Raw genomic sequence first — 24,036 nt, forward strand, 5'->3', positions numbered from 1 at the left:
TAACAGATATCAAGCAACTGCTTGTGGAATACTGATGAATGCGGATTTATGGACGCTTGTGGCGGATAAATATTGTCAAGATCATCAAATTGCGCTCAAAAACTCGGTAAGATTATAGTCGAGCAAGGGATTGCTGGTGTGCGGCGCATCAAAAATCCGTGCCCGCCACGCCTGGTTTTTGCTCATGTTTCAAATGGAAACATCAAACACTGGTTATACATATAGGTATTGGGTGCATAATTTCAACATGTGAATGTATTCTGGCCACCCAGTAAAGTAATAACGAAGTGACATTAACCGGATTTATGACTAGAACAAGCCAAGCCTATACCCGCAACACCAAACCGCAAGAGGCACAGCCGTTGCCGAGCCGCCTGGTCCGGCTCTTGTATGAAGCGCGCTGGATCATCTATGCGGTCATCACAGCCTATCTGATCATCATTTTCGCCAGTTACTCGAAATCCGATCCGGGCTGGTCGCACGCCAATGTGGTGCCGCATCTGCATAATTGGGGCGGTCGCATCGGTGCCTGGCTGTCCGATCTGATGCTGTTTGTGTTCGGCGCTTCTGCATGGTGGTGGTGTGCGCTGCTGCTGCGCACCTTGTGGCATGGCTACCGGCGCATTTCGCAGCGTTTCCTGGTGGCGCAGGCGGCCGAGCCGGAGCATCATCAGGAAGGTTTGATCCGTGGCGCAGGTTTTGTCTTGATCCTGATCGGCAGCATGGGCATCGAATACACGCGCATGTCCTCGCTGCACATGCAATTGCCGCGCGCGCCCGGCGGCGTCCTCGGCCAGTTGATCGGCAGCGGCGCGCAAACCGCGCTTGGCTTCACTGGTTCTACGCTATTTCTGTTGCTGTTGTTTGCGCTGGGCATCAGCTTGTTTTTCCATGTGTCGTGGCTGACCGTGGCGGAGCGCATTGGCGCCGGCATCGAAAACGCCGCGCTGTGGCTGAAGAATTTCTATGTCGCCCGCGAAGACCGCAAAGTAGGACAGGTGGCAGCCGTCAAGCGTGAAGAAGTTGTGGTACAGGAGCGCGCCAAGATCGTGGTGGCGTCGCCGATCAGGATCGAGCCGCAAATCGTTGCGGTGCCGAAATCGGAGCGGGTAGAGAAAGAGCGGCAAAGCACCTTGTTCACCGATCTGCCGGACACTAACCTGCCGCCGCTGTCGCTGCTGGACGAAGCGCCGCCGCAGCAGCAAACCGTGAGCGTCGAGACGCTGGAATTCACCAGCCGCCTGATCGAGAAAAAACTTTCCGATTTCGGGGTGCAGGTCAAAGTGGTAGCGGCTTATCCGGGGCCGGTGATTACCCGTTATGAAATCGAACCGGCGACCGGCGTCAAGGGCAGCCAGATTGTCGGCCTGGCGCGCGACCTGGCGCGTTCGCTGTCGCTGACCTCGATCCGTGTGGTTGAAGTGATTCCCGGCAAAATGTATATGGGCCTGGAGTTGCCGAATCCTAAACGTCAAATCGTACGCTTGACCGAAATTCTCGGCTCCAAGGTGTATAACGACGGCGTCTCCAGCCTCACCATCGCGCTCGGCAAGGACATCGCCGGCCATCCGGTGGTAGCCGATCTGGCCAAGATGCCGCACTTGCTGGTGGCCGGTACTACCGGTTCCGGTAAATCGGTGGGGATTAACGCCACCATCCTGTCCTTGCTTTACAAATCCGATCCGAACCAGGTGCGCCTGATCCTGATCGATCCGAAGATGCTGGAGCTGTCGATCTACGAGGGTATTCCGCATCTGCTGGCGCCGGTGGTGACCGATATGCGCCAGGCCGGCCATGCGTTGAACTGGGCGGTCAACGAGATGGAACGCCGCTACAAGCTGATGTCGAAGATGGGTGTGCGCAACCTGACCGGCTATAACCAGAAGATCACCGAAGCCGACAAGCGCGAAGAGAAGATCCCGAATCCGTTCAGCCTGACGCCGGATGCGCCGGAACCGTTGGAAAAGCTGCCGACCATCGTCGTCATCATCGACGAACTGGCCGATCTGATGATGGTAGTTGGCAAGAAGGTGGAAGAACTGATCGCGCGTATCGCGCAAAAGGCGCGCGCGGCCGGCATCCACTTGATTCTGGCGACGCAGCGCCCATCTGTAGACGTGATTACCGGCCTGATCAAGGCCAACGTGCCGACCCGGATTGCGTTCCAGGTCAGCAGCAAAATCGATTCGCGCACGATTCTCGATCAGATGGGAGCGGAAGCGCTGCTCGGCATGGGCGATATGTTGTACATGCCGCCCGGCACCGGCTTGCCGATCCGGGTGCATGGCGCTTTTGTTTCGGATGAAGAAGTGCATCGTGTGGTCGATTACCTGAAGGAGCAAGGCGAACCGAATTACATCGAAGGAATACTCGAAGGCGGCGTGCTGGAAGATGGCGCCGATGGCGCAGCTGGTGGCGGCGCAGCCACCGGCGGCACCGAAGGTGACGAATTGTATGACCAGGCGGTGGCGGTGGTGCTGAAGAACCGGCGCGCTTCAATTTCGCTGGTGCAGCGTCATCTGCGCATCGGCTATAACCGTGCGGCGCGTTTGCTGGAGCAAATGGAAACCAGTGGACTGGTCTCAACCATGCAATCCAACGGCAACCGGGAAATCCTGGTACCGGCGGGGAACAGTAATACGGAGTAGAAATATGCAAAAGAAAATTACCGCCAGCGTGATCGGCAGCAACAGGAGCAATATGTTTGCAAAATTTAAATCGGGGCGTTTGATTGTCGGTCTGTCATTGAGCATGGCCTTGTCGCTGGCGCATGCCAGTGCGCTGGAACAGTTCAAGTCATTTGTCAGCAGCACGCAATCGGCCAAGGGCGAGTTCTACCAGCAGCTGGTTAAAATCGACGCCGCCAGCAAGACGCCGAAGGTGTCCAGCACCTCCAGCGGCATTTTTATTTTTGCGCGGCCCGGTAAATTCATCTGGACCTATCAGAAGCCGTACGAGCAGATCTTGCAAGCCGACGGCGACAAGTTGTATATCTACGACAAGGATTTGAACCAGGTCACCACCAAGAGCCTGGGTAATGCGCTCGGTTCGTCGCCAGCGGCGATTTTGTTCGGCAGCAATGACCTGGAAAAAAACTTCATCCTGAAAGAAGGCCAGTCCAAAGATGGCATGGAGTGGCTGGAAGCGACGCCAAAAGCCAAGGACACTACCTTCGACCATATCGGCATCGGATTGAAAGACGGTTTACCGCAGGCGATGGAATTGCGCGACTCGTTTGGCCAGGTATCGTTGCTGACATTCAAGAACTTCGTCAAGAATCCGCCGCTGTCGGCCGGGCAGTTTAAATTTGTCGTGCCCAAGGGCGCGGATGTTTTCAGCAATTGAGCGATTATTGAACGACTGAGCGCTCAGGCCAGCTTCAGAAATTCCAGCTTGTTGGCGACTTCGCGCCAGGTTTCATGATCCGGCAACGGCGCTTGTGAGCGGGTGATCGGTTTCCAGTCCGGGTGAGCGGCCAGACGGGCGTTGATTTCGATGAAATGGCGCTGCTCGTCGGGCAGATCGATTTCGTTGTAGATCGCGCCGACCGGGCATTCCGGCACGCACATCGAGCAGTCGATGCAGTTTTCCGGAACGATCACCAGGAAATTCGGCCCTTGCCTGAAACAGTCCATAGGGCAAACCTCGACGCAGTCGGTGTATTTGCAGCGGATGCAGGAATCGGTGACGACAAAGGGCATGGTCTGGCGGTGAGTGTGCTGGTCGAAATCGACAGGGATTCTCTCACAAACGCCGTCTTTGCGCAGAAAACCGCCGCCATAACTTATGCATTCTTACTTAGTTAAGACGGTTTATCGTTTCTCATTTTTCAAACCAAGACCCTATTCACCGAACCATCCCTATGTCCGATCTCTTCAAAGTAGAACCCACTCCGCCACTAGCCGAAGCCCTGCGTCCGGCCACCCTGGATGAGGTGATTGGGCAGAGCCATTTGCTGGGAGCGGGCAAGCCGTTGCGGCTGGCGTTTGAATCAGGCAAGCCGCATTCCATGATCCTGTGGGGGCCGCCGGGCGTCGGCAAGACCACGCTGGCGCGTCTGACGGCGAACGCCTTCGATTGCGAATTCATCCCGCTGTCGGCAGTGTTTTCCGGCGTCAAGGATATCCGGGCGGCGATGGAGCAGGCGCAGCAATATCTGGCGCAAGGCAAGCATACGATCTTGTTCGTCGACGAAATCCACCGCTTCAACAAATCGCAGCAAGACGCCTTGCTGCCATATGCAGAATCGGGCCTGGTGACTTTTATTGGCGCCACCACCGAAAATCCCTCGTTTGAAGTCAACTCGGCTTTGCTGTCACGGGCGCAAGTGTATGTGCTGCAGGCGCTCAGCGAGGATGAGCTGAAGCAGTTGCTGGCGCGGGCGCAAGAGCGAGTCTTGTCGCATCTGCAGTTTGACGATGCCGCTGTCGATACGTTGATCGGTTATGCCGATGGCGACGCCCGCAGGTTGCTCAACTTGCTGGAGCAAAGCGGCAGCGCCATCAAGGCTTCCGGCGTGACGCAGGTGACCGCAGAGTTCCTGGAAAATGCACTGACCTTGAATGCGCGCCGCTTTGATAAAGGCGGCGACAATTTTTACGATCAGATTTCAGCCCTGCACAAATCGGTGCGCGGCTCCAGCCCGGACGGTGCGCTGTATTGGTTGTGCCGCATGCTGGACGGCGGCGCCGATCCCAAATATCTGTCGCGGCGGATTGTCCGCATGGCTTGGGAAGACATCGGCCTGGCCGACCCGCGCGCGATGCAGATCGCGACCGACGCCGCCGCCACTTACGAACGGCTGGGTTCGCCGGAAGGTGAGCTGGCGCTAGGGCAGGCGGTGATTTATCTGGCGGTGGCGGCCAAGAGCAATGCCGGGTACAACGCCTTCAATCAAGCCATGGCGTTTGTCAAAAAAGATAAGTCGAGAGAAGTGCCGGTGCATCTGAGAAATGCGCCGACCAGGCTGATGAAGGAGCTTGGCTACGGCCATGAGTATCGTTACGCGCACGACGAGCCGCATGCCTATGCCGCCGGCGAAACCTATTTGCCGGATGGTATCGGCGATCCCGGCTGGTACCAGCCGGTGCCGCGTGGCGTGGAATCCAAGATTGCCGAGAAAATGCAGTTCTTGAGAAGTCTCGACGATGGCGCCAACAGCGATAAGTGACGCTGAGGTTCGGAGGCTCAGATTCGGAAGCTTAGTCTCGGCAGGCTAGACTCGAAAGGATTTCAAGCCACGCGCACCGGTGAAAACAGTTTGGCGAAATCGACTTCCTTGCGCTGGCTAGTCTCGGTCAGCAGCTCGGAGGCATATTCGCCGAGGTGGTGCTCCATTAATCTGGCAGCGCGTTCGGCATCTCCTTGTTCGATCGCATCGAGTATCGCGCTGTGCTCGTCGGCCGAGCAGCTATTGCGCTTTGGCTTTTCATACAAGCCTATCAACAAGGAAGTGCGCGCAATCAAGGTGCGCAGATAGGCGCTGACGATAGTGTTTTGATTGGCTTCGCTGAGCTTCATGTGGAACTCGCCGGAAAGGCGGATCCAATCCCCCCAGTTGCCTTGTTCGCGCAGCGCATGTTCTTCCCTTACCAGTTCGCGCAGTTCCGGCAAAGCCTTGCGTTTGCCGGCCAGGCTTTTAATCGAGCCGGCTTCGAGGATGATGCGCGCTTCGAATACTTCGCGTGCTTCCTTGCCATCGTACATGGCGATCACGGCGCCGCGATTCGGCTGCAAATCAATCACGCGCTCATGCGCCAGTTTCACGAAAACCCGTCTTAAAGTGCCGCGCGTGACGCCGAAAGCTTCGCATAGCGGCGCTTCGACCAGGCGTGTTCCTGGCGGTAATTGATGATCAAGGATGGCGTTGATGATGGACAGGTGGATGCGAGCGTCGATTTCATCGTTGCTCAATTCATCTTGCCAGATCTTGGGAGTGGCCCTCATGCCAGGGCTCCCATCGTTTGCTTGGGCGGCATTTCAAAATGAGCTGGAATCAATATTGTGCACAATTTACGCATGGTCGCAGGATATTTTTAAAGTATTTCTGCAGTATAAATCCTAACCACTCATTCTGCACGGCCGCCATTTTCGCTGTGCGTCGCAACATGTATTTTTTACCAACTATTTCAAAAGAGTGCTACATTGCAAAGCACGTGCATAAATATTGTGCACATTATTTGTCTGTATTGAACACACAATTCTTGATCCTGTACATCATGGCAGTCATTTGAGGAGACACGATGGAGAAGCACAATGCAATTATCAAGCCTTCGTATGACGACAGGCTGACCAATGAAGATCTGGCGCCGCTGAGAAAGCAAAGCTGGAACAGCTACAATATTTTCGCGTTCTGGATGTCCGACGTCCATAGCGTGGGCGGCTATATCACTGCCGGGAGCTTGTTCGCGCTGGGCTTGAGCAGCTGGCAAGTATTGGCGGCGCTGCTGATCGGGATCTTGATCGTGCAGTTCTTCGCCAACCTGGTAGCCAAGCCCAGCCAGGTGACAAGTGTTCCCTATCCGGTCATTTGCCGCAGCACTTTTGGTGTGCTTGGGGCAAACATTCCCGCGCTTATCCGCGGGCTGATTGCGGTGGCCTGGTACGGCATCCAGACATATCTTGCGTCCAGCGCCTTTCTGTTGATCGTGCTCAAATTTTTCCCTGAGACGGCAATCTATGCCGACGTCATGCAATACGGCTTTGCCGGCCTGTCTTACCTTGGTTGGGCTGCTTTTGCGGTGATGTGGGTATTGCAGGCAATCGTCTTCTGGACCGGCATGGATGCGATCCGTAAATTTATCGACTGGGCCGGCCCGGCGGTATACGTAGTGATGTTCTTGCTGGCCGCCTGGCTGATCCACAAAGCCGGCTGGAGCAATATCGATCTGAATCTGGGTGGCATCAAATATAGCGGCGCGGCGGTGATTCCGATCATGCTCAATGCGATTGCGCTGGTGGTCTCTTATTTTTCTGGACCGATGCTCAATTTTGGCGATTTCACGCGTTATTGCAAGGATTACAAGGCTGTGAAGCGGGGGAATTTCTGGGGCTTGCCGGTCAATTTCCTCGGTTTTTCATTATTGACCGTGGTCTGCATCGCCGCCACCTTGCCGCTGTATGGCAAGTTGATCACCGATCCGGTTGAAATGGTCAGCCATATCGACAATACCTTTGCGGTGGTGCTGGGCGGCCTGACTTTCATGATTGCTACGGTGGGCATCAATATCGTCGCCAATTTCGTTTCGCCGGCTTTCGACTTTTCCAATGTGGCGCCGAAATTGATCAGCTGGCGCATGGGCGGCCTGATCGCCGCAGTCGGGTCGATTTTCATCACGCCCTGGAATCTGTTCCATAGTCCGCAGATGATTCACTATACGCTGGATATTCTGGGCTCTTTCATCGGCCCATTGTTCGGCATCTTGATTGCGGATTTTTACCTTGTAAGAAAGCAGCAAGTGAACGTCGACGATCTGTTCACCATGGACCGCAACGGCGCCTATTGGTATCGCAACGGTTATAACCCGAGAGCCATCATGGCGCTGATTCCGTCAGCCTTGATTCCGATGCTGTGCGTATTGCTGCCATCACTCAGCAACCTGGCCAATTTCAGCTGGTTCATCGGCATGGCTTGCGGCCTGGCGATTTACTCGGCTATCAGCATCAAGCAGGGGGCGGCGGCAAAAGGGGCGGGCGTCCAATTTGAAAATAAAGTCATCAATCCGAATACTAAAGAAGGCGCGGAGGTCTAATTTTGAAAATTAAAATCATCAATCCCAACACAACCTGGAGCATGACCGAGAAAATCGGTGATTGCGCGCGCCGGGTTGCCGCCGCCGGTACCGAAATCGTGGCGGTCAGCCCGAGCATGGGGCCGGCGTCGATCGAAAGCCATTACGACGAAGCGCTCAGCGTGCCGGGAATCCTTGACGAAATCAGGACAGGCGAAGCCAGCAGCGTCGATGCCTACGTGATTGCTTGTTTTGGCGATCCCGGCTTGTATGCCGCACGCGAAGCTGCGCGTGGGCCGGTGATCGGTATTGCCGAAGCGGCGATGCACGCAGCGAGCCTGATCGGCAATAGTTTCAGCGTGGTCACCACGCTTGAACGGACTTGCGGCATCGCCTGGCATCTGGCCGAGATGTATGGCATGCGGCGTTTCTGCCGCAAGGTACGCGCCTGTGAATTGAATGTGCTGGATCTGGAACAACCCGGTTCGGACGCCTACCGCATCATCCTGGCGGAATGCCGCCAGGCGATGCAGCAAGACAAGGTCGACAGTATCGTGCTTGGCTGCGCCGGCATGACGGATCTTTGTAAAAAGATTGAAAGCGAGCTTGGCATCGCCGTGGTCGACGGCGTGACGGCTGCGGTAAAGCTGGCGGAGAGCCTGGTGCAGCTTGGCCTTAAGACCGGCAAGCGGCGCGACCTGGCGTTTCCTTTACCTAAACCGTATACCGGTTTGCTGGAAGATTTTTCCAGGGATCGGGTGCCGGCCGGGTCATAGGTCATACGTCATAGATAGCCACGCGTGAAGTCGGGCGACACCACTGCGGAGTGCAGCAGATTGACGACGTGATAGATGCCGAAGATGGGAAGCCCGGTCGCGGCTTGCACCGCCGTTGCGTACGGTTGCAAATTGGTGCATTCAAACAGGAACGCTCCCAAATCGGGCGCTTCAGCCAGCATAGCCTGGCACACGTCTACCACTTCGCGTCTGGTCTGGTCCACATCAAGGGCGTAATCGGGATCGTTGCTTGTGCCCAGAATGGTTCTGAAAGACGGGAACGACTCCATGCCCCGCACCAGCAGCCGCCAGCCGGGTTCGACGCCAGCAGCTTGCAGATGATCGGCCGACAAGCTTTGCGCATCGGCGGTGACTATGCCGATGCTGCGCATCGGTCCGAGCATGCGGCGCAGCATCGGCAGCAGGAACAGGCTTGAGGTAATGACGGGAACCGTCACAGCCTCGGCAATTTCGTCCTGGACTACGGTAAGGAAGCCGCAGGTAGTGGTGATGGCGCGGACGCCGTCGTTTTCCAATTCCCTGGCGGCTTCAATGAACGACGGCAGCAGCGCGCGCGCCCGGTCAGGGGCCGCCACGATTTGTTCTGGCCTGGCTCCAGGCACGACCTTATATCGCACTGGAAAGTCAAATGTGGTGGCGTTGCCGACATCACCGGGGATTCTCGGAAATTTCGTGTCCAACACAAGAATGCCGACACTTTCTCCATATATGGCGCGTCCGCCGCGAATGATCATGCTGTCTCCCGAGAGTGATGCAAGCTTAGTCTGAAGTCACCGGAACCGCTTTGCCGAATAGGGCGCTGGATCGATTACTGTGGGCCGGCCAGAGATGAAATCGGCGACCAGCCGGCCAGAAACAGGCCCCGAGGCCAAGCCGATATGTCCATGTCCAAAAGCATGAATCACATCCTGGCAGCCGGACGCAGGCCCAAGCACCGGGCGGCCGTCGGTGGTTGACGGCCTGTGCCCCATCCAACGCTGGATGACTGCTGTTTTGATGATCGACGCGAGCGCCGGATAGGTTGCCACGGCGTGCCGTAAAAGTGTCTCGGCCCGGCTCCAGTCCGGCGCCGTCTGCATTCTGGTCAGCTCCACTTGTCCGGCGATGCGCAGACCGGCTAAGGTCGATGTATTGCCGGTTTTGGCGTCGGCTGGCATCACCGGCACCGCCAGTTTGACTGGCGGGTTTTCTATGACGACGTGATAGCCGCGTTCGCTTTCCATGATGATCTTGTCGCCGGCTGATTTCGCCAAGGACTTGGAATGAATACCGGCGGCGATGACGGCGCGGTCGCAGGACAGTTCGCCGTTGTCGGTAAGGACGGCGCGCAGGCGGCCGTTTTGCAAATCGAATCCGCTAGCCTTGGCACGCTGCAGAATGGCTCCCTGCTCAAGCGCATGGCGCACCAGCGCTGCCACATAGGCTCCCGGATCGGCACAGTGCGCACCTTGCTCTAGCAGAATGGCGAATTGATATTTTCGGTCAAGTTCGGGGACCAATGCGTGGATTGCTGGTGCGTCCAGCTCCTTCCAGCTCACCCCATTGTCGCGGCGTAAACGCCAGGCCAGCGCCTCCGTCTCGAAGGCGGCGCGGTCAGGATAGGCGTACAGCAGCCCGCTGCTCACGATCAGATCCGCGACACCGGCTTCTTGCGCCAATCCGCGGTGCCGGGCGGGTGCATCGTGGAGCAGAGCCGATAGCGCACGCGCGGTGGCTTCGACGCGGGCCACGCTGGCGCCGGCCCAGATGAACCTGATCAGCCAGGGAAATAGCGATGGCAGTGCGCTCCAGCGGATCGTCAGCGGACTGTTTTTATCGAACAGATACTTGGGTATTTTTTTCCACAAACCTGGCATGGAAACCGGCACCACCGAAGCCGGGCTTAGCCATGCCGCGTTGCCGTAGCTGGCGGCTTGTGCGCCGCCTGGCTGGCCCGGGTCAAGCAGCGTGACGGCGTGGCCGTCGCGCAGCAATTCGATGGCGCAGGCGGCGCCGACAATACCCGCACCGATGACTACCACGCGCAAAGCAGCGGGCGGGCTGGTTTTTGAATTCAAGCTGTTTCCTTCTGATTCGGAAGAGGAGCGGCGCTATTGCCCAGTCGATTGCCCAATCTATTGCACACTGTTTTTGAAGCGCGACAGGAAGCTGCGGGTAGCTTCTTTCTGCGGATTGTCGATGACAATTGCGGGCGGCCCGGATTCGACCACCACACCGTCGCGCATGAAAATCACCTGGTCGGCCACCTCTCTTGCAAAGGCTATTTCATGCGTAACCAGGATCATGGTCATGCCTTCCGCCGCCAGCGAGCGTATGACGTTCAGCACTTCGCCCACCAGTTCCGGATCCAGCGCCGAAGTGGCTTCGTCGAACAGCATTACCGCCGGTTTCATGGCCAATGCCCTGGCAATCGCGACCCGTTGCTTTTGTCCTCCCGACAGCATGCTCGGATAAGCCTCTGCACGGTCGCTCAAGCCAACCCGTTGCAGCAGCGCGTCGGCGACGGCGCGCGCCTCTTGCTTCGGTGTTTTCAACACCGTGACCATGCCTTCCATCACATTCTGCTGGACGGTCATGTGCGGGAACAGGTTGAAGTGCTGAAAAACCATGCCGGTCCTGGAACGGAATTTTGCCAGGTCCCGCGCTTTCGGCAGCGTCGTGTTTTTGCCGTCAAATATGATCGACTGGCCGCCGACATCGACCACGCCGGCGTCCGGTATCGTCAGCAGATTTATGCAGCGCAGCAAGGTCGATTTGCCGGATCCTGACGGCCCGATCATTGCCACCACCGAGCCCTTGCTTATCTGTAAGGAGATATCTTTCAAGACGACGTTATCGCCAAAACATTTTTTAAGATTCTGGATTGAAATCATTTCACTGCCCATTGCTAAGCTCCCCGCCCATCAGACATTTTTACTTCAAGCCGCTTGGCCAGGATTGTTGCCGGCAGCAGGATCGCAAAATACAGGGCGGCGATCAGCGAGTAGATTTCCAGCGGCCGATAGGTATCGTGGGCGATGATTTGCCCTTGATAGAGCAGGTCGGGTACCGCCAGAACTGAAAGCAGCGAGGTGTTTTTCAACTGCATGATGGATTGGCTGACCAAGGGCGGCGTCATCCGCTTGAACGCTTGCGGCAGCACTACGCGCCGCATCAGCTGGAATTGCGTCATTCCCAACGCCATGCCAGCTTCCGATTGCCCGGGGTCGATGGAAATCACGCCGCCGCGGATGATCTCGGAATAGAAGGCGCCTCCATATAAGGTCAACGCCAGCACTGCCGCCATGCCTGGCGTCAGTTCGATGCCGGTCAAGATAGGCAGCGCATAGTAAAACCAGATCAGTTGCACAAGTACCGGCGTGCACCTGAACAGTTCTACATAAGCCCGAAACGGCCCGGATATGTAGACCTTCGGCGACAGCCGGCACAGGCCCGCAATGAGGCCAACCAGCAACCCCAATATGACGACGATGACGGTGTAGCCTACTGTGTAACCAAAACCTATGAAAATGATGTTCCGGTACTGCCAAAGCGTATGGAAATCCCATTGATACATGCCTGCCCCTCAGCTTAATTCAACTTGATTCGGCTTAACTAACTCAGCTTAAAAATGAACTTGGGATGGAAAAGCGCTCGGCGGTACGCCGACCAGGGTTTGCATATTGGAGAGGATGGCGTTTTTCACCTTTCCTGAGGCCCTGGCTTGCTCCAGCCAGGCATTCACGGCCTTGGTGAAAGTCTGGTCGGATTGTTTGCGGATGCCGACATTGGTTGGATTGGTTTCGTCCGGGGTGGGGAAGACGATATGGCCGATGTTAGGCAGCTTGGTCAGCAGCGCGGTCGACAGCAGAATCACCAGTACCTGGCAATCGACCCGGCCGGATTGCAGCGCCATGGTGGCGGCGGCGGAAGTTTCAAAGCGCAGGATATTCGCCTTTGGCAAGATCCTGGTAACCAGCTGATCGTGGCTCGAACCGACATCGACCGCTACCTTGACGTTGGGTGAGTTGAGCTGTTCCCAGTGTTCAAAATTAAAGCCCTTCTTGGCGACCACCGTGTTGTAGTTCTGGAAAATCGGATTAGAAAAATCAACCACTTCGCGCCGCGCCGGGGAGGGCGCCATGCCCAGCTGGCAATCGATTTTATTGGTCTGTACGTCCAGCACGGCGTTGCCCCAGGTTGTTTCAACCCATTCAACCTCAGCTTTCAGATACTTGGCAAGATCGCGCCCCAGGTCCACCATGAAGCCGCGCCATTCACTGGTCGCCAGGTCCTTGGTGAAATACGGCGAGGCGCCGTTAATCGCCCCCATGCGCAGCTTGCCGGTGCGCTTGATCCTGGCGGCGGTTGACTCCGGTTCCTGGGCAAAGGTCGAACCGACTGCTGCCAATGAGCCAACAGCAATGGTTTGAGCGATGAAGTTGCGTCGATTGATATGCATGTCTGTCTTCTTGAGTTGAGGTTGGCTGGGAAAACTACATCTGAAAATACTCGGTTTGAAGTGTAAAGTCACCCGAAAATGCATCTGCCGCCTGTCATTCCTAAGCAAGATTGAGGCCCATTGTGCGCGGTATGGAGAGATCGGCTTCACTCCACGTTCTAAGCTAATCTGAAAAAGTAGCTTGACTCAAATTGTAGTGTGACTATAATTTCCGACGCTCAACCAATGAAGTCGCGGCGCTAATGGCCGCCGTAATAAAGCTAAATATTAAAAAATTACTCTTGAATCAATGCGACCAAGATCGCGCTGATCGATTTGGAAGTAATAAATACAAGAAACGACCTGGTACAGGCCGGAGACAGAAACAATGGAAATGCCACAGCTGGGGAGGTCGATCCGCGCGCGGCGTCATGCTATCAAGAAGACGCTGGTGCAAGTCGCGACCGAAACCGGATTGACCGCAGGATTTATTTCGCAGCTTGAGCGCGGCCAGACCAGTCCCTCGATTACCTCGCTGGTGGTGATCGCCAAGGCGCTGGGCGTGGCCATTGGCGATCTGATCAAACAACCTGCGCAATTGCGGCCAGACACCTATCGCAGCCAGCGGCAACCGTATTCGGTCGCCAGCGGCCGCGTCAAATACGAAAGACTATCGACGGTATTCCCCGGCAGCCAGGTGCATTCGGTGAAGTTCACCATGCCATCCGGTTACAAATCGGAGATGGTCTCGCACGAAGGCGATGAAATGATCTTTGTGCTGAGCGGACAAATCGGCTACACGGTAGGTAAAGACAGCTATGTACTGAATGTTGGCGACAGCCTGCATTTCGACGCCAATATCCCGCACAGCATTGAATCGCTACCGCACGAAAATGAAGTGGCGGAGGTGATCTGGGTCGGCACCGTGGCGCTGTTCGACGGTCCGCAATCGCCGCTATCCGAGGAGCAGGAGCAGCTGTTGCGCGGGACCGAATTTTTTTGATGCGCCGAATGGATGTTGGCGTATGGCATGATTTTTGCATTTGCAAAACGCGACGCTTGCTGGTGCTGTCGTGAAGCTGAGCAGTGAACTTGAACAATGGTGTCAGTAATGACAGCGCAACGGAGTAGGGATGGAGCAAGCGATGGATCAAATCATAATCAAGCAAATGTCCCGTGTGGAGCAACATGTTTAAGCCCGCCATCTACGCCCAGCGCCGAGGCCAGCTGAAGCAGCGCTTTGCTTCCGGCCTGCTGCTGTTGCCCGGCAATACCGATGTCTCCATGAACTATTTGCATAACCATTACTGGTTTCGCCAGGATTCATCGTTTTCTTATTTCTTCGGTTTGAACCAGCCTGAACTGGCGGCGCTGATCGATATCGACGCCGATAGCGAGATCCTGTTCGGCGACGATCCCAGCCTCGACGATGTGATCTGGGTCGGGCCGACTTCTTCTTTGGCGCAGCGCGCCGAGACAGTAGGCATCACATCGGTGCAGCCGTATCGGCAACTGGCCGAAGTACTGGCGCAGGCGCGTCGCCAGGGCCGTACGATTCATTACCTGCCGCCGTATCGCGGCGAAACCGTGCTTGAACTGGCCAGCCTGCTGGATTGCACCCCAGAGCAATGTAAGGCCGGCGCTTCCGAAAGCCTGATGGCAGCTGTGATTGCGCTGCGTGAAATCAAGGGCGAAGAAGAAATCGAAGAAATCGAAAACGCCCTTAGCGTGACGCGCGACATGCATATCTCCGCCATGCAATTGGCCAAGGCGGATGTCTTTGAATACCAGGTGGTGGCGGCGATGGAGGGCGTCATGCGCAGCCATGATCTGCAAAACGCCTATCCGATGATTTTTTCCCGCAGCGGCGAGATTTTGCATAACCGCGATCACAAGAATCGTTTGCAGGCGGGCGATCTGGTGGTGAACGATTCCGGCGCTTCCAGCGCTTTGGGTTATGCCAGCGACATTACGCGCACCTTTCCGGTCGGCGGCCGTTTCAGCGAACGCCAGCGCAACCTGTACGAAATAGTGCTGGCCGCACAGCAGCTGGCGATTGCCGCCATGCGGCCGGGTGTCTCCTATCTCGAGGTACATAAACTAGCCGCCGGGCACATGGTCGCGGCGATGTCCAAGCTTGGATTTTTTTATGGCAGCCCGGAGCAGGTGGTCGAATCCGGCGCCTACGCCATCTGCTTCCCGCATGGCTTGGGTCATCAGATGGGGTTGGACGTGCACGATATGGAAGGCTTGGGCGAAACCCGGGTTGGTTACGACGCCAGTGTCAGCCGTAGCGAACTGTTTGGCCTGCGCAATCTGCGCCTGGCAAAACCTTTGCGCGCAGGCATGGTGGTGACGGTGGAGCCAGGCATGTATTTCATTCCAGCCTTGATCCAGCGCTGGCAGGCGGAAGCGCGCCACAGCAGCTTGATCAACTATGAAAAGTTTGTCGAGCACATGGGTTTTGGCGGCATCCGCATCGAAGACGATGTGCTGGTGACCAGTTCAGGGGCAAGAGTGCTGGGGCCGGCGATTCCTAAAACCTGTGCCGAGATCGAGGCGTTGATGTCGGCTTGAAGTAAATAGCGATATTGCAAACGGATGTTGCAAGCGGCCATAGACGTTGTACATTCAAGCTTGTGTTGACCTTGTGAATTGTTGTTAAATGGATCAGTTTCACCATAACCTAAGGAAAGAGACCTATGATGAAAAGAAAAATGATTGCCAAGGCCGCGCTGCTCGCCGTCTTGTGCGCCACTGCCGGTTACGCGACAGCGGCCAAGACCCTGGTGTTTTGCTCGGAAGGCAGCCCGGAAGGTTTCAACCCCCAGCTGTACACTACCGGCACCACCTTCGATGCGTCGTCGGTGCCTATGTATAACCGCCTGGTCGAATTCGAACTGGGCACCACCAAGATCCTGCCCGGCCTGGCAGAATCCTGGACCGTCTCCGACGATGGTATGACTTATACCTTCAAGCTGCGCAAGGGCGTCAAATTCCACAGCAGCGCAAAATTCAAGCCGACCCGCGATTTCAACGCCGACGATGTGCTGTTTTCGTTCAACCGCATGGGCGACGCCAATCATCCCTTCCATAAGCTAGCCGCCGGCCAGAGTTTCGGCTACTACCTCGACATGGGTATGGACAAGATCGTCGACAAGGTTGAGAAAACCGATGACAGCACCGTGGTGTTCAAGCTGAAGCATCCGGAAGCCGCGTTTATCGCCAACCTGGGCATGGATTTCGCCTCTATCCTGTCGGCCGAATATGCCGACACGATGAAGAAGGCCGGCACGCCGGAAGTGATCGACCGTGAGCCGATCGGCACCGGTCCGTTCCAGTTCGTGTCCTACCAAAAAGACGCGGTGATACGCTACAAGGCGTTCGACGCCTACTGGGACGGCCGTCCCAAGCTGGACAGCCTGATTTACGCCATCACGCCTGACGCCTCGGTACGTTACGCCAAGCTCAAGGCTAACGAATGCCAGGTCATGGCGTACCCGAAACCGGCTGACATCGAATTGATGAAAGCCGATCCGTCGATCAAGATGATGACCAAGGAAGGCTTGAACATCGGCTACATCTCCTTCAATGTCGAGAAAAAACCGTTCGATAACAAGCTGGTGCGCCAGGCGCTGAATATGGCGGTGGATAAGCAAACCATTCTGAAGACGGTTTACCAAGGCGCAGGCCAGGCAGCAAAGAACCCGATTCCGCCAACCCTGTGGGGCTATAACGACAAGATCAAGGACTACGTCTACGATCCGGTCAAGGCCAAGGAGTTGTTGACCAAGGCTGGTTATCCAAATGGCGTTGAAGTGGAAATGTGGTATCTGCCGGTCACCCGTCCCTACAATCCGGACGGCAAGCGCATGGCTGAGCTGATCCAGGCTGACTGGGCAAAAATCGGCGTCAAGACCAAGCTCACCACCTACGAATGGACCGAATACCTGAAGCGCAGCAAGCAGGGCGACCAGCATTCGATGATGTTCGGCTGGTCCGGCGACAACGGCGATCCGGATAATTTCTTCGGACCATTGCTGAGCTGCGAAGGCGTCAAAGGCGGTGGCAATACGGCGCGCTGGTGCAACAAGGATTACGAAGCGCTGATCCAGAAAGCCAAGCTGACGCCGAAGCAGGATGAACGCGCCAAGTTGTATGAACAGGCACAGGTCATCGTGCACGAAGAAGCGCCTTGGATCGATCTGGCGCACTCGGTTCGCTTCACGCCGGTGCGTAAAGAGGTAGTCGGCTTCAAGATGGCGGTGTTTGCTCACCATCACTTTGAGAAGGTCGATCTGGCCAAGTAAGCCATGGTCTGATTTTTGTTCTGATCTTAGGCCGCCGCTACTGCGTGTAGGGGCGGCTTAAATTTACCGATATCAATAGATATCAAAACAACCGACGGCAATCATGTTGCTGTCATCTTTCTTCGAACAGGTACGCGCCAATGTTTGGATTTCTCCTGCGCCGTGTCGGTCTGGTCATTCCGACCTTTCTCGGCATCACGCTGCTGGTGTTTTTATTGATACATCTGATCCCGGGCAACGCGGTCGAAGCCATGACCGGCGAGCGCGGCATGGACCCTGCGCGTTATGCGCAAATGGCGCATGAGCTGGGCCTCGATCAGTCGCTTTACATGCAGTATTTCAATTATCTGGGCAATGTCTTCAAGGGCGACCTGGGCGTCTCCATCATGACCCATACTTCGGTCCTGAGCGAATTCAAGACCCTGTTTCCGGCAACCCTGGAACTGTCTTTTTGCGCGATGCTGTTTGCGCTGATAATCGGCGTGCCGGCCGGTATCCTGGCGGCGCTGAAACGCAATACCGTGTTCGACTATTCAGTCATGGGCGTGTCGCTTACCGGTTATTCGATGCCGGTATTCTGGTGGGCCTTGCTGCTGATCCTGCTGTTTTCGGTGACGCTGGGCTGGACTCCGGTTTCCGGTCGCATCGATATCCTGTTCGACGTGCCGCCGGTAACCGGCTTCATGCTGATCGACAGTCTGCTGGCCGACGATAGCGGCGTCTTCAAATCCGCGGTCTCGCATCTGATCCTGCCGACGATTGCGCTCGGCACCATCCCGCTGGCGGTGATTGCCCGCATGACGCGTTCGGCGATGCTGGAAGTGCTGCGCGAAGACTATGTCCGTACCGCGCGCGCCAAAGGCTTGTCGCGCAGCCGGGTGGTAGTGGTGCATGCCTTGCGCAATGCGCTGATCCCGGTGATCACGGTGATCGGCTTGCAGGTTGGCGTGATGCTGGCCGGCGCGATCCTGACTGAGACCATCTTTTCCTGGCCCGGCATCGGCAAATGGCTGGTGGCGGCAATCCAACGCCGCGATTATCCGGTAGTGCAGGGCGGGATTCTGCTGTCGGCCACCATCATCATCGTTGTCAATCTGATCGTCGATCTGTTGTACGGCGTGATCAATCCTCGTATCCGGCATGGCTCATGAATAACGTCAATCCTACTCAAACAAGTCCGGCCTCGGTCAACGCACCGGCTACCCCCGCTGCCGCGCCACCGCATCCGGCACGCGAACTGTGGTCGTATTTCAGCCAGAACCGGGGTGCGGTGATCGGCCTCGCCATCATCATCGTGATGGTGCTGGCGGCTTTGTTCGCTGACTTTATCGCACCGCATTCGCCGATCGAACAATTCCGCGATGCGACCTTGGTGCCGCCGGCCTGGCAGGTGGGCGGCAGCAGCAAATTCCTGCTCGGCACCGACCCGGTCGGGCGCGACATGCTGTCGCGTCTGATCCACGGCGCCCGGCTGTCGCTGATCATCGGCCTGGTGTCGGTCACGCTTTCGCTCGCCATCGGTATTTTGCTAGGGCTGGCGGCCGGCTACTTCCGTGGCGTGGTCGAGACTGCGATCATGCGCCTGATGGACGTCATGCTGGCCTTGCCGAGCCTGCTGCTGGCAGTAGCGGTGGTGGCGATTCTGGGGCCTGGCCTGATGAATGCGATGTATGCGATTGCGATCGTGATGATGCCGCACTATGCGCGCCAGACCCGCGCCGCCGTCATCGGCGAAATGTCGCGCGACTATGTCAACGCCTCGCGCATCGCCGGCGCCGGTCCCTTGCGCATCATGTTCAATTGCGTCTTGCCGAACTGCCTGGCGCCCTTGATCGTGCAGGCCACTCTCGGCTTTTCCGAAGCGATCCTGGACGCCGCCGCACTGGGCTTCCTGGGGCTGGGCGCGCAGCCGCCGACGCCTGAATGGGGTTCGATGCTGGCCAGCGCCATGGAGTTCATCCAGAGCGCCTGGTGGGTAGTGACTTTCCCCGGGCTGGCGATCCTGATCTCGGTATTGGCGTTCAACCTGATGGGCGATGGCTTGCGCGACGCGCTTGACCCTAAACTGAAACGATAGAGCGTACCCACATGGCATTGCTAGAAATTAAAAACCTGAGAGTCGAATTCGGCTCGACGGCAGCACCATTCACCGCCGTCGACGGCCTCGACCTTGAAGTCGAGGCCGGCGAAGTGATCGGCATCGTCGGCGAGTCAGGCTCCGGCAAGAGCGTCACCTCGCTGGCCTTGATGGGTTTGATCGACTACCCGGGCCGGGTCAAGGGCGAGCGCATGGCTTTCGATGGCCGCGATCTGTTGACCATGCCGGACAAGGAAAGGCGCGGCTTGCTGGGTAAGGATATCGCGATGATCTTCCAGGATCCGATGACCAGCCTGAATCCGTCTTACACGGTGGCCTATCAATTGATGGAAACCCTGCGCGTGCACCAGGGCGGCTCCGGCAAGGCGTTGCGGGCGAAAGCGCTGGCGCTCTTGAAGCAAGTCGATATCCCCGATCCGGAGCGGCGCCTGGACGCCTATCCGCATCAATTATCGGGCGGCATGAGCCAACGGGTGATGGTGGCGATCGCGATCGCCTGCAATCCGCGCTTGTTGATTGCCGATGAGCCGACCACCGCTTTGGATGTCACGGTGCAGGCGCAAATGCTGGAGCTGTTGCTGCAACTGCAGCGCGACCGCGGCATGGCCTTGATGCTGATCACCCATGATCTGAGCGTCGTCGCCCAGACTGCGCAGCGGGTGATGGTGATGTATGCCGGGCAGGTAGTGGAGACCGGCCGCGTGCCGGATATTTTCAACGCCCCCAAGCATCCTTATACACAGGCGTTGCTGGCGGCGCTGCCGGAACACAATATCGGCCGTGCACGTTTGCAAACCATTCCTGGCGTGGTGCCCGGCCAGTACGACCGGCCCAGCGGTTGCCTGCTCAGCCCGCGCTGCGCCTATGCGCAAGACCGTTGCCGCCAGGTCCGGCCCGAGTTGCTGGGCGTGGCGCAGCAGCAAGTGCGCTGCCATTTTCCGCTAGATCATGCCGGTCAGCCGACTAACGGCTGGTCAGAAATATCCCGCAAAACACCCGATCCAATGCTCAGCAGTGGGGTTGCATGATGAAGAGTTCAACTATCAACGAAATCGCCAACCGCGTGGTTTTGCTCGAAGCAAAAAGCCTGGTCAAGCACTACAGCGTATCGCAAGGTTTGTTCAAGCCGAAAGCGACGGCGCGTGCGCTGGACGGCGTTTCCTTCCAGCTTGAACCGGGCAGGACGCTGGCAGTAGTGGGTGAATCCGGTTGCGGCAAATCGACCCTGGCGCGTCAGATCACCATGATCGAACCGCCCACCGGCGGCGAATTGTGGATGGATGGCGCCAACATCGCCGATGCCGATCGCGCTACGTTGAAACGGGTGCGGCCGCTGGTGCAGATGGTGTTTCAAAATCCCTATGCCAGCTTGAATCCGCGCAAGAAAGTCGGCCAGATGCTGGAAGAGCCGCTGATCATCAATACCGGATTGAATCACAGTCAGCGCGCCGAAAAGGCGCAGGCGATGATGGCCAAGGTCGGTTTGCGGCCGGAGCACTACGGCCGTTATCCGCATATGTTTTCCGGCGGTCAGCGGCAACGGGTGGCGATCGCGCGCGCCTTGATGCTGGACCCCAAGGTGATCGTGGCCGATGAACCGGTGTCCGCGCTCGACGTCTCGATCCAGGCCCAGGTGCTGAACCTGCTGATGGATTTGCAGCAAGCCAGCGGCGTTGCCTATCTGTTTATCTCGCACAATCTGTCAGTAGTCGAACATATTGCCGACGACGTGCTGGTGATGTATCTCGGAAAAACCGTCGAACACGGCAGCAAGCAGCAAGTGTTCAGCCGGCCGCTGCATCCTTACACCAAGGCTTTACTGGCCAGTACGCCACGCATCGATCCGGCCCAGCGCCAGCAAAAAATGATGTTGCCGGGGGAGTTGCCGTCGCCGCTGGCGCCGCCGCCTGGTTGCAGTTTTAACAATCGTTGCCCATATGCGATCGAACGCTGCCGGCAAGAGGTGCCGCTATTGCAGCCGTTTGACGGCCGTTTGGTGGCTTGCCATCGGGTAGCCGAGATCTCCTGAGTGGCTGACTAGCCGCCGATCTGCCTTTGGGCATATCGGCGGCTGGCTGGGCTTGGTACAATGGCGGCTTAATTTTCCGTCTATTTACCCTAAGTCTCCTAAGCCCATGATCGACATCCAACTTCTTCGTAAAGACATTGCTACAGTCGCCGCCCGTTTGGCGGCGCGCAAATTCCAGCTCGACGTCAACGGCTTCAACGCGCTGGAAGCCGAGCGCAAGCAAATCCAGACCCGTACTGAAGAATTGCAAATGCAGCGCAACTCGCTGTCCAAGCAAATCGGCATGCTGAAAGGCAACGGCGAAGACGCTTCGGCCGTGATGGCGGAAGTGGCCGGTATCGGCGATGAATTGAAGGCGTCCGCAACCAAGCTGGACCAGGTGCAAGAGCAGGTCAGCACCTTCTTGCTGGCGGTGCCGAATATTCCGCACGAAACAGTCCCGGTCGGCGCTGACGAGACAGGCAACGTCGAAATGCGCAAAGTCGGCACGCCGCGCAGCTTCGATTTTGAAGTGCGCGATCACGTCGATGTGGGCGCCATGCATGGTTTGGATTTCGACGTCGCCGCCAAGCTCACCGGTTCGCGTTTTGCCGTCATGAAGGGCGGCATCGCCCGCCTGCATCGCGCCCTGGGCCAGTTCATGCTGGACACCCACGGCGCCGAACACGGCTATACCGAATGCTATACACCCTACATCGTCAACGCCGATTCGCTGCGCGGCACCGGCCAGTTGCCGAAGTTTGAAGAAGATTTGTTTGCAGTGAAAAAAGGTGGCCAGGAAGGCGAGCAGGGCGCCGACCATGCCGCGCTGTACCTGATTCCGACGGCCGAGGTGCCGCTCACCAATATCGTGCGCGACGAAATCGTTGCCGGTGAAACGTTGCCGATCAAGATGGTTGCGCACTCGCCGTGTTTCCGTTCGGAAGCCGGCAGCTACGGCCGCGACACCCGCGGCATGATTCGCCAGCATCAGTTCGACAAAGTCGAAATGGTGCAAATCGTGCATCCGGAAAAATCATACGAAGCACTGGAAGAAATGGTCGGCCACGCCGAAAATATCCTGAAAAAACTCGGCCTGCCGTATCGCGTGGTGTCCTTGTGCACCGGCGACATGGGTTTCGGCGCAGCCAAGACCTACGATCTGGAAGTATGGCTGCCGGCGCAAAATACCTACCGCGAAATTTCCTCGGTCTCCAACGTCGAGGCGTTCCAGGCGCGCCGCATGCAAGCCCGTTTCCGCAACGCCCAAGGCAAGACCGAGCTGGTGCATACGCTGAACGGTTCCGGCCTGGCGGTCGGACGCACCTTGGTTGCATTGCTGGAGAATTATCAGCAGGCAGACGGCAGCGTCGAAATCCCGGCGGTGCTGCATCCGTACATGGGCGGCATTACCAGGCTGAGTGCATAAGTAGCTGATTTGAAAAGACTATTTTGCAGGATATGGACGTCGGCATTTTTCGTAGAATGGTGTCAATAAAAAGACGTTCCATAGTCAAAAAGAGTCTGCTATAATCTTGCGCTTTGCTGCATTAAACACAGCAAGTCGACCGAAACCGGAGAGGTGGCAGAGTGGTCGAATGTACTTGACTCGAAATCAAGCGTACGTTAAATCGTACCGTGGGTTCGAATCCCACCCTCTCCGCCAATATTAGCAAAAACCCCTTGATTTCATTATGAAATCAAGGGGTTTTTTGTTTTAACCATCAAATCGACATCAAATTCAAATTTGCATGTCCTGCCTATCATTCCACACCCATTGAGAATCACTTTTTCAATAATCGCTTCATCAGCAGAGTAGCGAAATCCTGCCTATGCCCTGCGACGACGTACACATAGATGTCATCGTCAATTCGTCGGTAGACGAGCTTGTGATGCGATGTAAAAACGTTCTGGTATTCAAAGATGCCAACCGACGCCAACTCTTTTATAGCAGTGCCTGGGTAGCTCTTGGCATCAACCTTTTCAAGTTTTTCAAAAATCTCGTCCTCGGCCTTCAGCCATTCGACCTCCCCCCACTTGTCAAGCATGTACTCCTGAAGTGAAAGCAAGTCCTCTTGCGCATCGGGAAGAATGATGACGGCCATTATTTGCGGCTTTGACGGACAGCACGAAGTTGTGCCCGAGACTTGTCTGCGGTGATCCCTTTGCTCTGCAGGCGATCTTTTTCACCCAAGGCGATGATTTTCAGCGCTGCAATGAGCTCTTCTTTTTCCTGAAAATGTTTGACGCTTTCAATCACCATGCTGGCCTCACCATTTTGCGTGATGACGAATGGATTTCCATTCAATTCCAGATCTTCGGAAATCTGGGCAGCATGGCTTTTCAGATAAGAGATGGACTTGATGTTGGCGACGGACGGCATGACGACCTCTCTTTACATGAGTAGACCCAAATTTAGGGCTTAATTCAGTTGGAGTCAATAGTTGACGCCTATCCTGCTTGAGGGAATAAAGTAGGTGTCACATTCAGGGATACCAAAAATATTGGGACTACGGCGTGTCATGCATCACGCCTGACGGCTTCGCTGCTATGCGGGCAAGCGAGAGCGATCTTATTCAATGGCATAGCACTTGGTTTTTTACAAATCTGAAAATTATAACTACGAGTGGAAACGGCAGGTGCATGAACACGGTAAGCGAATGTTGCCTCAAT

Annotated in this window: 23 protein-coding genes and 1 tRNA gene; 15 read left to right on the forward strand and 9 right to left on the reverse strand. The window is 56.5% G+C overall.

The annotated features are described in order from the left end of the window. Positions 1-305 precede the first annotated feature (305 nt). Positions 306-2,648 (forward strand): DNA translocase FtsK, encoded by a 2,343-nt coding sequence (locus VNZ60_RS03215; protein WP_325656974.1) that lies wholly within the window; start codon positions 306-308, stop codon positions 2,646-2,648. Between the two features lie 4 nt (positions 2,649-2,652). Continuing rightward, entirely contained in the window at positions 2,653-3,345 is a 693-nt protein-coding gene (gene lolA, locus VNZ60_RS03220; RefSeq protein ID WP_414648765.1) for an outer membrane lipoprotein chaperone LolA, read from the forward strand. Between the two features lie 23 nt (positions 3,346-3,368). On the opposite strand, the gene fdxA is transcribed toward lolA, so the two are convergent. After that, positions 3,369-3,701 (reverse strand): ferredoxin FdxA, encoded by a 333-nt coding sequence (fdxA, locus tag VNZ60_RS03225; protein WP_211467731.1) that lies wholly within the window; start codon positions 3,699-3,701, stop codon positions 3,369-3,371. Here fdxA and VNZ60_RS03230 point away from each other — a divergent pair. Beyond that, a complete protein-coding gene (locus tag VNZ60_RS03230; RefSeq protein ID WP_325657038.1) occupies positions 3,618-3,806 on the forward strand; it encodes a hypothetical protein in 189 nt (62 codons plus the stop codon). The two genes, fdxA and VNZ60_RS03230, sit on opposite strands and share 84 nt — an antisense overlap. Before the next feature lie 56 nt (positions 3,807-3,862). Beyond that, on the forward strand, positions 3,863-5,170 hold the full coding sequence (locus VNZ60_RS03235) for a replication-associated recombination protein A (RefSeq protein WP_325656975.1): 1,308 nt from the start codon (positions 3,863-3,865) through the stop codon (positions 5,168-5,170). A 62-nt stretch (positions 5,171-5,232) separates the two neighbouring features. Here the strand turns inward: VNZ60_RS03235 and VNZ60_RS03240 are convergent, their stop codons facing one another. Further along, entirely contained in the window at positions 5,233-5,946 is a 714-nt protein-coding gene (locus VNZ60_RS03240) for a GntR family transcriptional regulator (RefSeq protein ID WP_325656976.1), read from the reverse strand. A gap of 296 nt (positions 5,947-6,242) precedes the next feature. Here VNZ60_RS03240 and VNZ60_RS03245 point away from each other — a divergent pair, with 296 nt between their 5' ends. Together VNZ60_RS03245 and VNZ60_RS03250 are read left to right on the forward strand one after the other, a co-directional pair. Continuing rightward, complete coding sequence (locus VNZ60_RS03245; RefSeq protein ID WP_325656977.1) at positions 6,243-7,751, forward strand: NCS1 family nucleobase:cation symporter-1; 1,509 nt, start codon at positions 6,243-6,245, stop codon at positions 7,749-7,751. Positions 7,752-7,753: 2 nt separating this feature from the next. After that, positions 7,754-8,506: an aspartate/glutamate racemase family protein gene (locus VNZ60_RS03250; protein WP_325656978.1), complete on the forward strand. Its 753-nt coding sequence runs from the start codon at positions 7,754-7,756 to the stop codon at positions 8,504-8,506. An 8-nt stretch (positions 8,507-8,514) separates the two neighbouring features. Here VNZ60_RS03250 and VNZ60_RS03255 read toward each other — a convergent pair whose 3' ends face one another. From VNZ60_RS03255 to VNZ60_RS03275, 5 genes are read right to left on the reverse strand one after another with little or no spacing between them, the layout of a single operon-like run. Continuing rightward, positions 8,515-9,261, reverse strand: a complete 747-nt coding sequence (locus VNZ60_RS03255) for an aspartate/glutamate racemase family protein (RefSeq protein ID WP_325656979.1) — start codon at positions 9,259-9,261, stop codon at positions 8,515-8,517. A 36-nt stretch (positions 9,262-9,297) separates the two neighbouring features. Next, positions 9,298-10,584, reverse strand: coding sequence for an NAD(P)/FAD-dependent oxidoreductase (locus VNZ60_RS03260; RefSeq protein ID WP_325656980.1), 1,287 nt, complete (start codon positions 10,582-10,584; stop codon positions 9,298-9,300). Positions 10,585-10,641: 57 nt separating this feature from the next. Then, positions 10,642-11,412 (reverse strand): amino acid ABC transporter ATP-binding protein, encoded by a 771-nt coding sequence (locus VNZ60_RS03265; protein WP_325656981.1) that lies wholly within the window; start codon positions 11,410-11,412, stop codon positions 10,642-10,644. A gap of 2 nt (positions 11,413-11,414) precedes the next feature. Next, positions 11,415-12,083 (reverse strand): amino acid ABC transporter permease, encoded by a 669-nt coding sequence (locus VNZ60_RS03270; RefSeq protein ID WP_325656982.1) that lies wholly within the window; start codon positions 12,081-12,083, stop codon positions 11,415-11,417. Between the two features lie 48 nt (positions 12,084-12,131). After that, positions 12,132-12,968, reverse strand: coding sequence for a transporter substrate-binding domain-containing protein (locus VNZ60_RS03275; RefSeq protein WP_325656983.1), 837 nt, complete (start codon positions 12,966-12,968; stop codon positions 12,132-12,134). Positions 12,969-13,335: 367 nt separating this feature from the next. Between VNZ60_RS03275 and VNZ60_RS03280 the strand changes: the two genes are divergently transcribed. The 9 genes from VNZ60_RS03280 to VNZ60_RS03320 all read left to right on the forward strand — a co-directional run bounded on the left by VNZ60_RS03280 (position 13,336) and on the right by VNZ60_RS03320 (position 23,029). Further along, positions 13,336-13,950, forward strand: a complete 615-nt coding sequence (locus VNZ60_RS03280; protein WP_325656984.1) for a helix-turn-helix domain-containing protein — start codon at positions 13,336-13,338, stop codon at positions 13,948-13,950. Between the two features lie 185 nt (positions 13,951-14,135). After that, the gene (locus VNZ60_RS03285) at positions 14,136-15,524 is read left to right on the forward strand and encodes an aminopeptidase P family protein (RefSeq protein WP_325656985.1); all 1,389 of its coding nucleotides are present in this window, start codon (positions 14,136-14,138) and stop codon (positions 15,522-15,524) included. A gap of 125 nt (positions 15,525-15,649) precedes the next feature. Next, complete coding sequence (locus VNZ60_RS03290; RefSeq protein ID WP_414648766.1) at positions 15,650-17,257, forward strand: ABC transporter substrate-binding protein; 1,608 nt, start codon at positions 15,650-15,652, stop codon at positions 17,255-17,257. Between the two features lie 140 nt (positions 17,258-17,397). After that, on the forward strand, positions 17,398-18,408 hold the full coding sequence (locus VNZ60_RS03295) for an ABC transporter permease subunit (RefSeq protein WP_325656986.1): 1,011 nt from the start codon (positions 17,398-17,400) through the stop codon (positions 18,406-18,408). Beyond that, positions 18,405-19,334: an ABC transporter permease subunit gene (locus tag VNZ60_RS03300; RefSeq protein ID WP_325656987.1), complete on the forward strand. Its 930-nt coding sequence runs from the start codon at positions 18,405-18,407 to the stop codon at positions 19,332-19,334. The genes VNZ60_RS03295 and VNZ60_RS03300 overlap by 4 nt, the downstream gene beginning before the upstream one ends. A gap of 11 nt (positions 19,335-19,345) precedes the next feature. Further along, complete coding sequence (gene dppD / locus VNZ60_RS03305; protein ID WP_325656988.1) at positions 19,346-20,383, forward strand: dipeptide ABC transporter ATP-binding protein; 1,038 nt, start codon at positions 19,346-19,348, stop codon at positions 20,381-20,383. Next, complete coding sequence (locus VNZ60_RS03310; protein ID WP_325656989.1) at positions 20,380-21,384, forward strand: peptide ABC transporter ATP-binding protein; 1,005 nt, start codon at positions 20,380-20,382, stop codon at positions 21,382-21,384. The genes dppD and VNZ60_RS03310 overlap by 4 nt, the downstream gene beginning before the upstream one ends. A gap of 106 nt (positions 21,385-21,490) precedes the next feature. Continuing rightward, positions 21,491-22,792 (forward strand): serine--tRNA ligase, encoded by a 1,302-nt coding sequence (gene serS / locus VNZ60_RS03315; protein WP_325656990.1) that lies wholly within the window; start codon positions 21,491-21,493, stop codon positions 22,790-22,792. A 147-nt stretch (positions 22,793-22,939) separates the two neighbouring features. Further along, a tRNA-Ser gene (locus VNZ60_RS03320) sits at positions 22,940-23,029 on the forward strand. A 118-nt stretch (positions 23,030-23,147) separates the two neighbouring features. Here VNZ60_RS03320 and VNZ60_RS03325 read toward each other — a convergent pair. Together VNZ60_RS03325 and VNZ60_RS03330 are read right to left on the reverse strand one after the other, a co-directional pair. After that, positions 23,148-23,468 carry a type II toxin-antitoxin system RelE/ParE family toxin gene (locus VNZ60_RS03325; RefSeq protein WP_325656991.1) on the reverse strand — a complete coding sequence of 107 codons (321 nt, stop codon included), beginning with the start codon at positions 23,466-23,468 and terminating at the stop codon, positions 23,148-23,150. After that, positions 23,468-23,746 carry a type II toxin-antitoxin system Phd/YefM family antitoxin gene (locus tag VNZ60_RS03330; protein ID WP_325656992.1) on the reverse strand — a complete coding sequence of 93 codons (279 nt, stop codon included), beginning with the start codon at positions 23,744-23,746 and terminating at the stop codon, positions 23,468-23,470. Before VNZ60_RS03330 ends, VNZ60_RS03325 begins: the two co-directional genes overlap by 1 nt. Positions 23,747-24,036 lie beyond the last annotated feature (290 nt).

The sequence above is a fragment of the Collimonas sp. genome (assembly GCF_035566375.1).
In the GTDB taxonomy this organism is placed as follows: domain Bacteria; phylum Pseudomonadota; class Gammaproteobacteria; order Burkholderiales; family Burkholderiaceae_D; genus Collimonas.

Excerpts from the sequence above, each read along its gene's own strand:
- VNZ60_RS03215 (WP_325656974.1), top strand. The coding sequence starts at position 306 with ATGACTAGAACAAGCCAAGCCTATACCCGCAACACCAAACCGCAAGAG.
- lolA (WP_414648765.1), top strand. The coding sequence starts at position 2,653 with ATGCAAAAGAAAATTACCGCCAGCGTGATCGGCAGCAACAGGAGCAAT.
- fdxA (WP_211467731.1), bottom strand. The coding sequence starts at position 3,701 with ATGCCCTTTGTCGTCACCGATTCCTGCATCCGCTGCAAATACACCGAC.
- VNZ60_RS03235 (WP_325656975.1), top strand. The coding sequence starts at position 3,863 with ATGTCCGATCTCTTCAAAGTAGAACCCACTCCGCCACTAGCCGAAGCC.
- VNZ60_RS03240 (WP_325656976.1), bottom strand. The coding sequence starts at position 5,946 with ATGAGGGCCACTCCCAAGATCTGGCAAGATGAATTGAGCAACGATGAA.
- VNZ60_RS03245 (WP_325656977.1), top strand. The coding sequence starts at position 6,243 with ATGGAGAAGCACAATGCAATTATCAAGCCTTCGTATGACGACAGGCTG.
- VNZ60_RS03255 (WP_325656979.1), bottom strand. The coding sequence starts at position 9,261 with ATGATCATTCGCGGCGGACGCGCCATATATGGAGAAAGTGTCGGCATT.
- VNZ60_RS03265 (WP_325656981.1), bottom strand. The coding sequence starts at position 11,412 with ATGGGCAGTGAAATGATTTCAATCCAGAATCTTAAAAAATGTTTTGGC.
- VNZ60_RS03270 (WP_325656982.1), bottom strand. The coding sequence starts at position 12,083 with ATGTATCAATGGGATTTCCATACGCTTTGGCAGTACCGGAACATCATT.
- VNZ60_RS03275 (WP_325656983.1), bottom strand. The coding sequence starts at position 12,968 with ATGCATATCAATCGACGCAACTTCATCGCTCAAACCATTGCTGTTGGC.
- VNZ60_RS03280 (WP_325656984.1), top strand. The coding sequence starts at position 13,336 with ATGGAAATGCCACAGCTGGGGAGGTCGATCCGCGCGCGGCGTCATGCT.
- VNZ60_RS03285 (WP_325656985.1), top strand. The coding sequence starts at position 14,136 with ATGTTTAAGCCCGCCATCTACGCCCAGCGCCGAGGCCAGCTGAAGCAG.
- VNZ60_RS03290 (WP_414648766.1), top strand. The coding sequence starts at position 15,650 with ATGATGAAAAGAAAAATGATTGCCAAGGCCGCGCTGCTCGCCGTCTTG.
- VNZ60_RS03295 (WP_325656986.1), top strand. The coding sequence starts at position 17,398 with ATGTTTGGATTTCTCCTGCGCCGTGTCGGTCTGGTCATTCCGACCTTT.
- VNZ60_RS03300 (WP_325656987.1), top strand. The coding sequence starts at position 18,405 with ATGAATAACGTCAATCCTACTCAAACAAGTCCGGCCTCGGTCAACGCA.
- dppD (WP_325656988.1), top strand. The coding sequence starts at position 19,346 with ATGGCATTGCTAGAAATTAAAAACCTGAGAGTCGAATTCGGCTCGACG.
- VNZ60_RS03310 (WP_325656989.1), top strand. The coding sequence starts at position 20,380 with ATGATGAAGAGTTCAACTATCAACGAAATCGCCAACCGCGTGGTTTTG.
- serS (WP_325656990.1), top strand. The coding sequence starts at position 21,491 with ATGATCGACATCCAACTTCTTCGTAAAGACATTGCTACAGTCGCCGCC.
- VNZ60_RS03325 (WP_325656991.1), bottom strand. The coding sequence starts at position 23,468 with ATGGCCGTCATCATTCTTCCCGATGCGCAAGAGGACTTGCTTTCACTT.
- VNZ60_RS03330 (WP_325656992.1), bottom strand. The coding sequence starts at position 23,746 with ATGCCGTCCGTCGCCAACATCAAGTCCATCTCTTATCTGAAAAGCCAT.